Annotated in this window: 18 protein-coding genes; 9 read left to right on the forward strand and 9 right to left on the reverse strand. The window is 51.1% G+C overall.

Annotated features, from left to right (window positions below):
- Window positions 1–44 precede the first annotated feature (44 nt).
- From PsAD26_RS00875 to folE, 3 genes are all read left to right on the forward strand, one after another.
- Window positions 45–734, forward strand: coding sequence for an outer-membrane lipoprotein carrier protein LolA (locus PsAD26_RS00875; RefSeq protein WP_057464662.1), 690 nt, complete (start codon window positions 45–47; stop codon window positions 732–734).
- Between the two features lie 72 nt (window positions 735–806).
- Window positions 807–1,859, forward strand: coding sequence for a cyanophycin synthetase (locus PsAD26_RS00880; RefSeq protein ID WP_063308906.1), 1,053 nt, complete (start codon window positions 807–809; stop codon window positions 1,857–1,859).
- Window positions 1,860–1,919: 60 nt separating this feature from the next.
- On the forward strand, window positions 1,920–2,543 hold the full coding sequence (folE, locus tag PsAD26_RS00885) for a GTP cyclohydrolase I FolE (RefSeq protein ID WP_063308907.1): 624 nt from the start codon (window positions 1,920–1,922) through the stop codon (window positions 2,541–2,543).
- Window positions 2,544–2,601: 58 nt separating this feature from the next.
- On the opposite strand, the gene PsAD26_RS00890 is transcribed toward folE, so the two are convergent.
- Both PsAD26_RS00890 and PsAD26_RS00895 read right to left on the reverse strand, forming a co-directional pair.
- A complete protein-coding gene (locus PsAD26_RS00890; RefSeq protein WP_057464660.1) occupies window positions 2,602–2,808 on the reverse strand; it encodes a DUF1737 domain-containing protein in 207 nt (68 codons plus the stop codon).
- Between the two features lie 91 nt (window positions 2,809–2,899).
- The gene (locus tag PsAD26_RS00895) at window positions 2,900–3,802 is read right to left on the reverse strand and encodes a CoA ester lyase (RefSeq protein ID WP_063308908.1); all 903 of its coding nucleotides are present in this window, start codon (window positions 3,800–3,802) and stop codon (window positions 2,900–2,902) included.
- A gap of 268 nt (window positions 3,803–4,070) precedes the next feature.
- On the opposite strand from PsAD26_RS00895, the gene PsAD26_RS00900 reads away from it, so the two are divergent.
- Window positions 4,071–4,532, forward strand: a complete 462-nt coding sequence (locus tag PsAD26_RS00900) for a GNAT family N-acetyltransferase (protein ID WP_063308909.1) — start codon at window positions 4,071–4,073, stop codon at window positions 4,530–4,532.
- 14 nt (window positions 4,533–4,546) lie between these two features.
- On the opposite strand, the gene PsAD26_RS00905 is transcribed toward PsAD26_RS00900, so the two are convergent.
- Window positions 4,547–5,590 carry a DUF2125 domain-containing protein gene (locus tag PsAD26_RS00905; RefSeq protein ID WP_057464657.1) on the reverse strand — a complete coding sequence of 348 codons (1,044 nt, stop codon included), beginning with the start codon at window positions 5,588–5,590 and terminating at the stop codon, window positions 4,547–4,549.
- A gap of 94 nt (window positions 5,591–5,684) precedes the next feature.
- Between PsAD26_RS00905 and PsAD26_RS28680 the strand changes: the two genes are divergently transcribed.
- Window positions 5,685–6,209: a gamma-glutamylcyclotransferase gene (locus tag PsAD26_RS28680; RefSeq protein WP_084403524.1), complete on the forward strand. Its 525-nt coding sequence runs from the start codon at window positions 5,685–5,687 to the stop codon at window positions 6,207–6,209.
- Window positions 6,210–6,222: 13 nt separating this feature from the next.
- Here PsAD26_RS28680 and PsAD26_RS00915 read toward each other — a convergent pair whose 3' ends face one another.
- From PsAD26_RS00915 to ftsE, 5 genes are all read right to left on the reverse strand, one after another.
- Window positions 6,223–6,594 carry a hypothetical protein gene (locus PsAD26_RS00915; RefSeq protein WP_208980588.1) on the reverse strand — a complete coding sequence of 124 codons (372 nt, stop codon included), beginning with the start codon at window positions 6,592–6,594 and terminating at the stop codon, window positions 6,223–6,225.
- Between the two features lie 158 nt (window positions 6,595–6,752).
- Window positions 6,753–7,388: a lysophospholipid acyltransferase family protein gene (locus PsAD26_RS00920; protein WP_208985440.1), complete on the reverse strand. Its 636-nt coding sequence runs from the start codon at window positions 7,386–7,388 to the stop codon at window positions 6,753–6,755.
- Window positions 7,389–7,597: 209 nt separating this feature from the next.
- Entirely contained in the window at window positions 7,598–8,305 is a 708-nt protein-coding gene (locus PsAD26_RS00925; protein WP_208985441.1) for a YdcF family protein, read from the reverse strand.
- 102 nt (window positions 8,306–8,407) lie between these two features.
- Window positions 8,408–9,487 carry an ABC transporter permease gene (locus tag PsAD26_RS00930; protein ID WP_208985442.1) on the reverse strand — a complete coding sequence of 360 codons (1,080 nt, stop codon included), beginning with the start codon at window positions 9,485–9,487 and terminating at the stop codon, window positions 8,408–8,410.
- Entirely contained in the window at window positions 9,480–10,139 is a 660-nt protein-coding gene (gene ftsE / locus PsAD26_RS00935; RefSeq protein ID WP_057464653.1) for a cell division ATP-binding protein FtsE, read from the reverse strand. The genes PsAD26_RS00930 and ftsE overlap by 8 nt, the downstream gene beginning before the upstream one ends.
- Before the next feature lie 423 nt (window positions 10,140–10,562).
- On the opposite strand from ftsE, the gene PsAD26_RS00940 reads away from it, so the two are divergent.
- The 4 genes from PsAD26_RS00940 (at window position 10,563) to PsAD26_RS00955 (ending at window position 12,973) form a co-directional block, all read left to right on the forward strand.
- Window positions 10,563–11,528, forward strand: a complete 966-nt coding sequence (locus PsAD26_RS00940) for a zinc-ribbon domain-containing protein (protein ID WP_063308913.1) — start codon at window positions 10,563–10,565, stop codon at window positions 11,526–11,528.
- Window positions 11,525–12,070 (forward strand): hypoxanthine phosphoribosyltransferase, encoded by a 546-nt coding sequence (hpt, locus tag PsAD26_RS00945; RefSeq protein ID WP_063291253.1) that lies wholly within the window; start codon window positions 11,525–11,527, stop codon window positions 12,068–12,070. The genes PsAD26_RS00940 and hpt overlap by 4 nt, the downstream gene beginning before the upstream one ends.
- Before the next feature lie 14 nt (window positions 12,071–12,084).
- Window positions 12,085–12,480, forward strand: coding sequence for a response regulator (locus tag PsAD26_RS00950; RefSeq protein ID WP_063308914.1), 396 nt, complete (start codon window positions 12,085–12,087; stop codon window positions 12,478–12,480).
- Window positions 12,481–12,595: 115 nt separating this feature from the next.
- Complete coding sequence (locus PsAD26_RS00955; protein WP_063308915.1) at window positions 12,596–12,973, forward strand: S41 family peptidase; 378 nt, start codon at window positions 12,596–12,598, stop codon at window positions 12,971–12,973.
- On the opposite strand, the gene PsAD26_RS00960 is transcribed toward PsAD26_RS00955, so the two are convergent.
- Window positions 12,947–13,372 carry a helix-turn-helix domain-containing protein gene (locus tag PsAD26_RS00960; RefSeq protein ID WP_084403523.1) on the reverse strand — a complete coding sequence of 142 codons (426 nt, stop codon included), beginning with the start codon at window positions 13,370–13,372 and terminating at the stop codon, window positions 12,947–12,949. The genes PsAD26_RS00955 and PsAD26_RS00960 overlap by 27 nt on opposite strands.
- Window positions 13,373–13,435: the final 63 nt, after the last annotated feature.

Here is a 13,435-nt window from a genome sequence, read left to right on the forward strand (position 1 = left end):
CGCCTTACGGTTGTTCTACGAGTTTTGACAGCGGAGTTATATTTATGATTGCATCTCAGGCGATCTCTTTTGGTAGGATTGGCAAAAGCCTCGCAATTGCAGCAGCGCTTTTTATTGGTTCTGTCCCACTAACTGCGGAACACTCCGCCGCTCAAACAGCCCAGCAGGCACAGCCGGTCGCGCTGACTAACGTGCAAGCCATTGACGCCGTTAGCAAGTATTTCAATTCCGTCCGCAACATGCACGGCAAGTTCGTGCAATTTGGCCCAACTGGTGGACGTGTTGAAGGGCAGTTCTTCATCAGCCGTCCGGGCAAAGTCCGCTTCTACTACAACAAGCCTTCTACACTCGACATCATTGCTGACGGCAGCATGGTTTCAGTGAAGGACCGTAAGTTGCAGACACAGGACATCTGGCCGCTTTCCCAGACACCTCTGCGCTTCCTGCTGGCTGATAAAATCGACCTTAAGACAGACGCCAATGTAACCAACGTGGTTGTTGAGCCAGATCTCATCACAATTGCGATCGACGACAAAACCCGTTTCACATCTGGCCGCCTGACGCTGATTTTCGACGCAAGAAACTACAAGCTCAAGCAATGGACCGTACGCGACGCACAGGGTTACGACACTTCTGTTGCAATCTATGACGTGACTGAAAACGGCGCGACTAATCCGGATTTGTTCAAGATCGATTACATTGCGAACTCCCGTCAAAGACGCGGTAACAACTAAAGCGTTGCTACAAAAACTGATGTATGAAGAGGAGTGCTTCGGCGCTCCTTTTTTATTAGCTTGAGAATTTGAATGCAGTTTATCCCTGTTTCGCCTGACCTCCCGAACCTTCCTCTTGCCCCACGCTTGCTCGCCGAGTTGTGTCAGGAGAAAGGCATCAAACTCGCCCTCGACAGCGAGTTCTTCTATTTCGGTTACATAGAAACAGGCAGCGGCATGCGTTTCCCCATCAAGGGCGGAGCCTTCGCACTTAACAGTTATGCCGCTGGAGAAGCCGCACGGGACAAAGACTTTTGCGGTCGCCTCTTGCAAGATGCCGGTCTACCAACCCCAGACTTCAAGCTCATTCATTCAGACAAAGCCATCAGGCAACTCAGCACCGCCAACCCGCATGTCGCCAAAAGCCTGAACACGCTTACAGAAGCAGGCGATATCGCCCAGTCACTCGGCTATCCGGTTTTCATCAAACCCAATGAAGGTACCCAAGGCGTCGGTGTTCAAAAGATCTCCGAGGAGGCGGAACTCAACGCCCACCTGACAAACGCTTTACGATCCAACGATCGCATGCTGGTTCAGGAAGCTGTCTCAGGCCGCGACTATCGCGTGATTGTGCTTGATGGAACCATTCTGGCAATCATAGAACGGCGCCCTCTCTCCCTTATCGGAAACGGCTCTCACCCTATCGCAGAACTCTTGGCTAACAAGATCAAAACCCTCACCACCAGAAGCGGTGGCTACAAGATTGAAAGTAACGATCCCCGCATCCTTAAAGCCATTCAGGCAGCAGGCTACGATCTGACGTCCGTGCTACCCGATGGAGAATTCCTTCAGCTTCTTTCCAACGCCAACCTTTCAACGGGCGGAGAAGCCGTCGACGTAACCGACCTCGCCTCTCACCGCTTCAAAAACCTGGCCGTGGAAGCTGCGCGTGTGTGTGGCCTACGCTATGCAGGCGTAGACATCCTTTGTGATGATCTCAGCAAAAACGATGCATCCGCTAATGTTCTGGAGCTGAATGCGGGTCCTGGCCTCACCAACTTCTGGCAAGCTTCCCCAAACCATCATCATCGCGTTAGAGCTATTTATCGGGGTGTTTTAGAAGCCATTCTACAACAATCCACTTGATTGTAATGTTATACTATTACAATAATATCAGCATACCTCCACCCATCAGGAACCAGAAGTATGCTGTTGAGCGAAACGCCGACCAAAGATCAGGCACGCAAACGCCCCTCAAGGGAAGATGCTGAAGCCGCTGTAAAAACCTTGATCGAATGGTCAGGAGATGATCCGGAGCGCGAAGGGTTGATTGACACGCCAGCCCGAGTTGCCCGCGCCTACGAGGATTTCTTTGCAGGTTATGAGACAGACCCCAAGCAACTGCTCACCCAAACCTTTGAAGAAACCGACGGCTACAATGACTTGATCATCCTGCGCAACATGCGTCTGGAATCTCATTGCGAACACCACATCGTCCCTATCATCGGCAAAGCCCATGTTGCCTATTTGCCTGCTGGCCGCGTTGTCGGCATCAGCAAGCTTGCTCGCGTTGTGGAGACGTATTCTAAACGGTTGCAGATACAGGAAACCCTCACCGCTCAGATTGGTGATGCAATTTGGCAAGCGCTTGAGCCACGCGGGGTCGCAGTCATCATTGAAGCAGCCCACATGTGTATGACCACAAGAGGCATTCGTAAGCCGGGCGTTTCAATGGTTACACGGTATTTCGAAGGGGACTTTAAAACCGACACCACGTTGCGGCAGGAATTTACCTCACTGCTCCACGCTCCTTCAAACAACTTCGGTTAAGCAACCGAAGCTTATAACGAAAAAGGCCTGCATTGCTGCAGGCCTTGAACAGATTAACTTACCAAGCGCCGAGCTTGGTCTCTGGCGTGTACTTCTCACCATCAACATGCTTGACCACAGCCTGACCACAAATGGTAAGGCCCTGAGTTGCGTCATAAGTCATGGTTGGCGAGCCCTGAAGCTCCCAACCTTTGTTGAGCGCTTCAGTAACACGGTGACAAAACTTTGCAGAATCCGGTTCGGTGATGAGGCGGTAAAGGCGCATGTTTATTCCTTTAAATTCTTCGAGTGTGGGCGGGAACCTACCAGCCACACCTATCAGATACCAGAGGTTAAAACGTGCGCAGAGTTCAAATTTACGCGTTCACGTGCCGTTTGATAGCCTCAGCAATCGCAACCGTTTTGCGGCCAATATCTGCATGCAAACGCTCAACCATCTTGCCGTCAACCTGCACAGCACCTTTGCTCTGGTTTTCTGGCAATTCAAACTCGGCAATCATCTTCTTCGCCCACTCAACATCCGCTTTGCTTGGCGCAAAGGCAGTGTTGCAAGGTCCAAGCTGCTTGGGGTGGATCAAGGTCTTACCATCCAACCCCATCTCGGCACCCTGCTTACATTCTTCCGCAAAGCCTTCAAGGTCAGAGAAGTTGTTGTAAACACCGTCCAGAATATCCGCACCACCAACACGCGCGATTGCCAGGAAGGTCATCAGCCATGGCATCAAGACAGCACGACCCGGCAAGATCTTGGCACCACTCTCCTTGCTCAGATCATTGGTGCCGATAATAAACACGTCCAGACGGTTATGCGGATCCTTGGCAGCCTCTGCAATCTCGGAAGCATTGAGGATAGCACCCGGCGTCTCAAGCATCGCCCAGATACGAACACTATCAGCCCCCTGCTCAGTCAGATAATCCGCAACAGGCTTGATATCGGCAAGGCTTTCCACCTTCGGCAGAAGCACAGCATCCGGCTTGGCAGCAACAGCTGCTCTCAGGTCTTCCTGACCCCACGGGGTCTTCATACCATTGATGCGAATAACAAGCTCACGATACCCATAACCGCCGCCAGCGACAGCCTCACACACTTGAGTACGCGCCATCTCTTTGGCATCAGGCGCAACGGCGTCTTCAAGGTCCAGCAGCAGCACATCCACATTCAGCCCTTTGGCCTTTTCCAATGCCCGTGCGTTTGAGCCCGGCATGTAAAGCGCACTTCGACGCGGTCTGATACTGTGAACTTGCTCTGAGCTAGACATGGCACTTCCTGTTGCGTTGCAAAATCAGGCTGAGTTTAGAGGCCTCAACCCGCCTTCACTACTCACCATTCGTGCTATTTGCCAGTTTTGAACCGTCAAACACTAGGTCTTTGGCCGCAATAATGGCATCGATAAAAATCAAACCAGTCTCAGGAATTAGGCATCCCACAAAAATCCAAGCCCTATGAGACTTTCACACCTTGATTTTAACGGATTTTTGGGGTCACTCTATAACGCAAAATCAAACGAAGGAACGGGAAGAGGTATAATGGCTGATCTTTCTTTTAGAGCCTTAAAACCCGGTGACGCGCCAGACTTGGCCCCTCTCATTGCAGAGAATGCTCAAGCTCTCAAGCGCGGTGCTCCACGTCGCCCGGACGAAGTCTTCTCCGAGCGCCTGCTCGAAGACAAGTCCATCGAAATCATTGGTGCATTCCAAGGCGAAACACTTGTTGGGTTTGCCGCTTTCTTTGACATTCCAGACCTGATTTCTGGCCTGCGCATTGGCCAGTTGGATGATATCTACGTCGTGCAGAACCACCGCCATACCGGCATTGGTCGCACTCTCGTGGAAGAAATCTCCAGGATCGGTAAAGAACGTGACTGGCTTCACGTCCGCTGGCTGGTGCCAAACAAAAACAAGGTCGACAACAGCCTCTTTGAAAATCTGGCAGAACCAGACGACAAAGACAGCTTCATCGTCCCGATTGACCGTCTGGCTCTCGCATAAACCAAAAGCGGCTCTTACGAGCCGCTTTCTTTTATGATCAGCTGAGGCACAGGCCCCAGATCAAAGAACGCGATACGAGCACGCCCATTCTCTATGGTCACTGGGATCTTGAGCGTCGGCACGCCATTTACCGCACTTCCCTGCCCAATACTCATCGCAGTCTTTTGCAGCGATTCAAGCATCTTGGAGCCTTGTGGGAACAATGGTCGCAACACATCCTCCAGCTGATGAATACCAGTGATCACCAGTGGCAGCGTTCCATTCAAACGCCCCTGACGGTCAATCACCAGATCACCACCCGTGTTGACGGAAAACTCGCCGCTTTTCAGCTGCAAGCTGGAGAGGTTGACCTTTAATTCTTCATCAACCATCAAATCAGCAATATTGCGAACTTTGCCGTCCAGAAGCTTTGAACCCTCCGGCAACTGAATAACAAGGCTGATATCTAGCGGCACATCATCAGACACTTTACCTGCTGTCAGGCCATTGACCTGCACAGCCAGATCAAGCGCGTCCTCATTGCCTTCAACGCGGCGCATATGCGCTTCTGTCCGCTCAGCATTCAGCTCAACAGACTGCTCGCCAATGGTGTAGGTCAGCTTCGGCTCTTTAAAGACAGCGTCAATTTTAGCAGGCTTACTGTTTTCAGCCACCACGCTCGCCTGAGCCGTTTTCCAATGCGCAGAGTATGCAGGCCCCTGCTGGCCAAAGTTTGCCTCAGCAGGGCCAGTCGCCTCAAAGATCACATGGGTCGGGTTATAAGCCAGCGCTACACCACGTAACTCATTGATAAAATACCACTCTCCGTTCTTGTCCATGCGGAACGGGGTACAGGTCAGTTCAAATCGGAACGGATAACCGCCAAGTTGCTGGTCACCACATTCAAGACTTCCGCCGTCTGCTTCAGCAACCTTCACGCCATTGCGAATAACGTCAGAAACAATACCGCGCCCAACTGCCCAATAGGCGGACCACCCGCCAATAATCAAGGCGACAAGGATCGCCAAAACGAAATACGCCGACTTTCTTGGAGGCCGGGATACTTTTGGTTCAGTCATCTACTCTCCGTTACCCTCACACAGTGCTGTGAGTTGCATGCTGATTACGAGCCTGATAGGCGTGTCACTCAAAGAATTCTACGAGAAAATAGTTATGCGAGATTTATGGATATTTGGCTACGGCTCACTAATTTGGCGCCCTGGCTTTACTTTCGAGCAAGCAGTCCCCGCAATCTTGCATGGCGTTCATAGATCTCTCTGTGTGTATTCATGGGTTCATCGCGGGACTCAAGACAACCCTGGACTGGTATTTGGGCTGGATAAAGGCGGTGCTTGCATCGGCATAGCATTCAGGGTCTCACCAGAAAACTGGCAGCACACACTTGGGTATCTCCGCGAGCGTGAACAGCAAACCATGGTGTATCTGGAAACACACCGCCGTGTCCGTTTGCTGGACGAGGAAGGCACCAAAGTTCGTGCAGTCACATTCGTTGCAGACCAGAAACACGAGCAATATGCAGGTGCGTTACCGCTAAAAGACCAATTGCAGATTGTAAAGGGGGCTGTGGGTCAGTCTGGCGCAAATCCGGAGTATGTACTCAACACTCACGCGCATATGAAGGAAATGGGTATTAAAGACCAGAACGTAGAATGGCTGGCACGACAACTCTCGATATAACCTCAGGTTTCGACTACTCGTCTTCCTGCTTGATATAAGAAAAGATCCCCGTACGCAGATCATTGTGAGCGCGATCCCTCTCCGCGCTGTCTTCTGCCAGAAGATGTACGTATGCACCCTGCGAAGGTTTCAGCGCAGGCATTGGGGTCTTTTCATTCGACATACCCAAAAACCCGAGCCAGACAACGGCTTCGCTCTTCTTGTCTGTGATCAGAACAAGGTTCTCCGCATAGTCAGAAACCTCTTCCGGAGAGATCCGGGTAAAGAGGTAACGATGCCCGGATGCCCCAGACCAGTATTTAAACTGGCTGCCAGCACCTAGCTCCTCTGACACGCGTGGAGACCTGCCACTTGGCAAGCGATCATCAAACAATGAGTACTGCAACGCACTCTCCTGATTTCTCCTGCTATTTCCCATAGTACTTTATAGAACAAACTGCGAACATGTTACAAGTTAAGCCAGAGCATTGTCAAAAAAAGAAGCCGCCTTTAAGGCAAAGGCGGCTTTCTTCCTTTGAAACATCTGATTTCCACGCAAAATCTTTATTTTTTCTTATATTCTGCCTGCAGTACACGAGCTTCTTTGATGATAATGTTATCCGGCGTATCTTTTTCCGCTTCATCCAGCAAACGGTCAGAGGCAGTCTCGATCCGTTCCTGCAAAAGCTTGAAGAATTCCTCCGGTGGCAAGCCTGGCTGAATAGGCTCAAGGATCTCTGCTTTGATCGTGCCAGGGAAACGGAAGAAGCGGCGACGCGGCCAATAAACACCTGAGTTAAGAGCAATCGGAACAATCGGACAATTCAGCGTCTTATAAAGGTGCACTATACCATATTTGTATTGTGGCTCAGCACCAGCAGGACGGCGTGTTCCTTCAGGGTAGATGATGATATTGCGATTTTCCGCAATCGCCTCAGCAGCTCTCTTACCCATGGCAGCAAGGGCCTTACCCTTTTTACCGCGATCAACAGGGATCTGGCGGAACTTCATCAGATACCAACCAAAGAATGGCACCCAGCGCAGCTCTCGCTTCAAGATAAACGTAGGCTGACGATAATACTCAGCAAGCGCAAACGTTTCCCAGGCAGACTGGTGCTTGGAAACGATGACACAGCCCGTATCTGGCAGATTTTCGAGGCCTGTGATCTCAGATTTTACACCACCAACCCAACGCAACAAAAACTTCTCTACACGGCACCAAAATGGCAGCAGCCACCAGCAATACCGGACAGGAAGAATAAACAAAAACATACATGCGATCATAATGATCAGGGTGCTGATGTAAAAAAGCACGTTAAAAAGAACGGAACGCAGGACGAGCATAGGACCTTCACAACCATTTCCACCCAGCACTATGCCAAGGTGAATTCAGATTCCATCTTACGAAATTAAGAGGAGTGTCTTACAGGGAATACAGCGTCCAGCTCAACTCGCAGCCGAACGAGGATATACTTCACATATTCGCGGAGGAGAAGCTTTGTTATCGAAGAACTTTCATACCAACGCTCTAAATCCAGCTCTTTATGGTAGACAGGGCTTGGGTAAAGCTCAGCATCCGGCAGGCGAACTTGCAATTCGGCCAACGCTCTAGGCATGTGATAGGCACTGGTAACGACCAACAGTGAGCTGAACTGATTTTTTCGCACCCAGTTCGCCGTTTCCTCGGCATTCCCGATGGTATTGAGCGCTTTTCGGTCCAGATCAACGCAGCAATCAAACAACCACATCCGTTTGGAATTAAGCCGCGCAATCTGCTTCGCACTGGTTGATGGGTGAACGCCAGAGATCAAAAGACGCTTCGCGCTTCCCACTTCCAGAAGATCCAGACTTTGCGAAATCCGGTCTCGACCACCAGTCAAAACAACAATGCCATCAGCATGTTTGGGTACAACGGCCTGCACAGCGGGCTGCAAAACTTCCACAAACCACAGGAAGCCAGCTGCAAAAGCGACAGAGCAAATCAGAAACAACAAAAACAAGAAACGGACACTGCGCCGGACAAACGACTTCCGGCCAGAGCGTTTATCAACGCTGGCTGGTACCGGCTCTTGCTCACCGGGTGCTTTAAATTTAGCCGCTGTGTCGCGCGTATTCAAAGAATGCTCCATGATGTCGCTACAATGCTTATAGCCACAAACCTGAACGAATATTTTCCTGACTACATATCAGAACTGGCGAAAATGGGAAGAAAACGACACTTAATCCATATTTGCCAAATGTCTGTGGACAGCCAGACGAGACGTCAGGGCGGTCAAGACCGCAACAAGCACCACAACGGCAACAATTCCAACGTACCCGATCGCACTCACCTGCACCGCCCCAAACAGGGCCTGAACCTGATTACCGCTGACGGAAGTGATGTCTGAACTGCCAAAGAAACCGATGACCAGAAAGCTCAGTGCAGCAATCGTACCGCCAATGACCCCGCCTTTAAGCCCTAACACCAGGAAGTGACGCTGAAACTCGGAGGCAATAAAGCTAACTTCCGCACCAACAAAGTGCAGCACCTCAACCACATCCTTGTTACCGGACATTGCAGCCTGCGTCGCAAAAATGACGGAGAGCACCATGGAAAACAGCACGAGCACCAGAATACCAAAACCCACAAGCACCGCTGTGTTCGCCATAGCTGAAAGCTGACGGTTCCAGACACGGTGATCATCTACTGAGGCTGCACGAATATCCTGCTCAATCTTTGCCTTCATATCTGCCAGATTAAGCAACTCAGGATCATCTATTTCCACCAGAACCAGACGCGGAACCGGAAGCTCTTCCAGTTCAAGCCCGGCCCCAAGCCAGGGCTGAAGCAATCCCTTGGTTTCCTCATCAGAGAGCGCACGCGCATCCCCAACACCGGGAAACTCGCGAACAAGAGCCAACGTGCGATCAATCTCCTGCAGCATGTTCACGCCATCCGCAGGACGGATCTGCACAGTGACCTCGCGCACCAGATCATTCGTCCAGTCATTCGCCGCATCATTGACGATGGCCACAAACCCAACGGTCAGGCAGGCCAGAAAACTCATGATCGCCACAACAAGCATCAAGGCCTGACCGGAGATCGCCTGCGGCGGTACAATCGGAGCAGGCCTCGCTTTGAGCTTGAATCGCAAACCAGAAGGTTTTGCACCCGCCGCTTTTTTGACCGGGCGACCACCCTTGCCTTTTGGCGGCCCTTTCCGCGGTCTGCTAGGCCTTTTTTGTCCAGCAGGCGCGCGTTTTGGCCCCGACTTCGGGCCAGACATTGGCGGTTCTCGTCTTTGCTGAGTATCAGTCATGAACAGCCAACCGCCCGTCGTTGAGGATAAGATGCCGAGCTTCCACTTGCTCCAGCAAATGGAAATCATGGGTTGCGATCACCACGGAAGTGCCAAGCCGGTTCAGCTCAATGAACAAACGCAACAAACGGCGGGCAAGCGGAGGATCCACGTTACCTGTCGGCTCATCCGCGAGCAAAACTTCAGGCCGCGTGATCAACGCCCGCGCAATAGCAGCACGCTGCTTTTCACCACCAGAAAGAACAGGCGGCAGCACATGCATACGGTCACCAAGTCCCACCCACTTCAGCAAATCAATCACATCAGGACGGTACTCTGCCTCGGATTTCCCCGCAACACGGTGAGGCAGCGCCACGTTCTCGTAGGTGGTCAGGTGATCCAGCAAACGGAAATCCTGAAACACCACGCCAATCCGGCGGCGCATGGACGGCAGCTCAGCCTTTGCGATTTTGGTAGTGTCTTTGCCAAAAACTGAAATCAGCCCGCGAGTGGGGCGCATAGAAAGGAATAACAGGCGCAGCAAACTTGTTTTGCCCGCACCTGAAGGACCAGTGAGAAACTGAAAAGATTGCGGCTCAATGGAAAAGGTCAAATCCCGAAGTACTTCAGTGCCCATGCCATACCGAAGTCCCACATTCTCAAAGCGTATCACCGAAAGTTCCCCTAGCAGACGTGAGGTTTCGCCTTATCAGAAAAATGAGGCCAAACTCGTGCAAATCACTCTAAAAAATAATTTTCTCGCGTTCAATTTTTGACTGAACTTACCCCTGCAAATTTATGCGAGCCTGTTCCTTTGGATATCCCTCGAATAAATTAACACTTCATTAAGGATATAGAGGTCCTCATACTTCAGATAGAATAAATTCTAGTCACTCAACCTGACGTGAAGTACCTGTATTTAGGCTGGTCAAAACCTGCGCATTTGAGTACTTGTGAGTACATTGCATATTTGGTGGCTCTGAGACGTATTCCTGACAGCTTCCTTCCGCTTTCGGAAAGGAATACGCTAGAAAATGAAGGATTTAAGCGGCTTGACCATTCCTTTTAAAGGTAATCCGCTTTTGGACCGCACTCGATGAAAATTATCTGCCCTCAATGTAATACTGCCTATGAGATCCCCACGGACAAAATTGGAGAGACTGGCCGCAAAGTAAAATGCGCCAGCTGCAATCATATCTGGCAGGTTACACCTGAGGTAGAGGACGATTGGGGCACTGCACTTGATGCAGAGCCGGAAGTACACAACAATTCAACACCCGATGATGATCGCAAGGAACCCTCTTTCTCCGAAGACTTTGATGAAAAAGATTGGGCTGGCATCGGCGACAAAGCGGACCGTCACGAAGCGTTTTCAGAAGAAGACCTTGTAGGAAAACCCAAAGAAGAACCTTCAGTTTCAAGCGGTTCTATGGGTGAGGACACCAGCACTCAGTCAGGTGACAAAGCCAGCAAATCCTATGAGGCATCAGAGGAATCAGCGGGTTCTGAGGATGACATATCCGACGAGAAGAAGAAATCTGAAGGCGCCTCTCAGAAGTCCAACCGAAGATCTAGAAAAAAAACTAAGTCATCCCGCAAATCAGGTGTTATAAGCGCGAAAGGCCTGCTGGGCGCAAGTCTTCTTGCTGCTTCACTAGCACTCTGTTTTTCAGCTGTGCACTACCGTGAATCAATTGTAAGAACCTTCCCCGATTTGGCTGGTCTTTACCAGTTGGCTGGTATGACCGTAAATCTGCGTGGTCTTGTATTTAAGGATCTGAGAACCTTCCGTGAGGTGGACGACGGTTCCGTCGTGCTTGTTGTGGAAGGTTCTGTAGAAAATATTACAAGAAGCGAGACGTATATTCCGGCGATTAAGCTGGCGTTGCGCTCACTGGACACGCAAGAGATACACTCCTGGATTGTTGAGCCAAGAGAAGACTGGCTTGCACCAGGTGATAAAACCCGGTTCAGAGCTCGGCTAAACAATCCGCCAGAGCGAGCCGCCGACATTCAATTGCGCTTTGTTGAGCGCCAAAAGAAAAGAGCGAGCATTAGATGACCGGTAACCCGGAAATCCGCGTGCTGTTTGATGAAGAAGCAATCGCGGCACGCGTAAAAGCCGTCGCAGAAGCTATCTCACAGGACAAGCCTCACAATCTCCTCGTAGTAGCGGTCTTGAAAGGAAGCTTCATTTTTGCAGCTGACCTTGCCCGTGCTTTGCACAGAGCAGGTTCCGTTCCGGAAATGGAATTTTTACACCTTTCAAGTTATGGAAGTGGAACGGTGTCGTCAGGAGAGGTAAAAGTCCTCCGCGATATCGAAAGCGACGTGACCGGAAGAGACGTCATCTTGGTCGATGATATTCTCGAATCTGGCCGCACTCTGAAGTTTGCACGCGACATGATCGCCGCACGTGGAGCCAAGTCTGTCCGGATTGCTGCACTCCTGGACAAACCGAACCACAGAAAAGCCGATGTTAAATCGGATTACACGGGCTTCGATTGTCCGGATAAATTCGTTGTCGGCTACGGTATGGACATGGGGCATGCATGGAGACAGTTGCCATTCATCGGCTACGTGCCGCAGGAAGGTGACGACTAACTAGGGGGGCTATAATGGCTCACATACTTCTGACGGAAGACGATGATGCGGTCCGCGCCTTTGTAAAACGTGCATTGGAGCTGGACGGGCACAAAGTGACCGCCGTAGAAGATGGCGCCGAAGCCGCTCTTGTACTGCTGCAACAGCAGGGCAAGTTTGACCTTCTGCTCTCCGACATCAGAATGCCGGAGATGGACGGTATCGAACTTGCTATGCAAAGTAGCGCTCGCTATCCGGGCCTGCCAATCCTTCTGATGACCGGTTACGCAGACCAGCGTGAACGCTCTGAAGAAGTCGGCAAATGCGTGAAGGACGTTCTGACAAAACCATTTTCACTGGTGGAAGTCAGAAAAGCCGTCACCACTGCCTTGGCAGAAGAAGAAGGCTCTCAGCAAACCGCGTTTGCTTAAAGCCTTCCCCAATAAAGTTTCAAGAAACGCGATCCCTCCTCCGAGCGGTCGCGTTTTGTTTTTCAGGCCAAAGCTTTGCCTGGAGCCGATCCCGGCCTGCCGTGAAACAACACCTATGCGTCTCCTCACAAAGGACGAAGCCTTCCCGGCTAGCGCAACACCGTTTCGGGGAGAGCTTATCATTCTGATTGATGTAGGTAGCGGCTCAGCAACCGAGGACCTCTTAATCCCGCTAAAACATTCCGGTCGCGCAACAATCGTTGGAGAAGCGTCCGCGGGCTCAACCGGACAGCCCTACTTCGAAGCCCCGCTGCCAAAAACACAACTCACCATTTCTGCAAAGCGCGCTGATTTCCCGGATGGAACAAGGTTCGAAGGCGTGGGTATCCAACCAGATTATCCGGTTATGCCAACGTCAGAAGATATCCGGCATGGCAACGACCCAGCACTCACACTTGCGCAGCAGCTACTGCGGCAAATGGTGAGCAGTTAAGCCACCATCAACATCTTCAGGCAGTTCCAGTTTACCAGCTGCTGCGAGTTTCTTGCTGTAGATCGAAAACACATCATCTCCATTCTGTGCTGCCCAATGACATAACAGGGCCAAAGGCTCCATGAACTTGAGCCCCAGATCCGTCAGCGCATACTCGACGCGAGGCGGCACAGTCTCGTAATCCTGCCGGTCTACAAGGCCCCATATCTCAAGATTTTTGAGGGTTTGCCGCAACATCTTCTTGGAAATGCCCTCCAGTGAACGCTGTAGATCACCCGGACGGCGCGGACCTTCGGATAGAATGATGATCAGCGCAGGCACCCATTTGTCAGAAAGCATCTCCAGCAACTGACGGCTTGGGCAATCCAGGGTGTATTTCTCATGGCTGATCTGTTTCATATCCAAATTTCTTTCATGGTTACCTGAAAGTGCCTGATTGAGTTCATCCGAGCCAGACTTAGA

Origin of the sequence: Pseudovibrio sp. Ad26 (genome assembly GCF_001623285.1) — a bacterium.
Lineage (GTDB): Bacteria > Pseudomonadota > Alphaproteobacteria > Rhizobiales > Stappiaceae > Pseudovibrio > Pseudovibrio ascidiaceicola.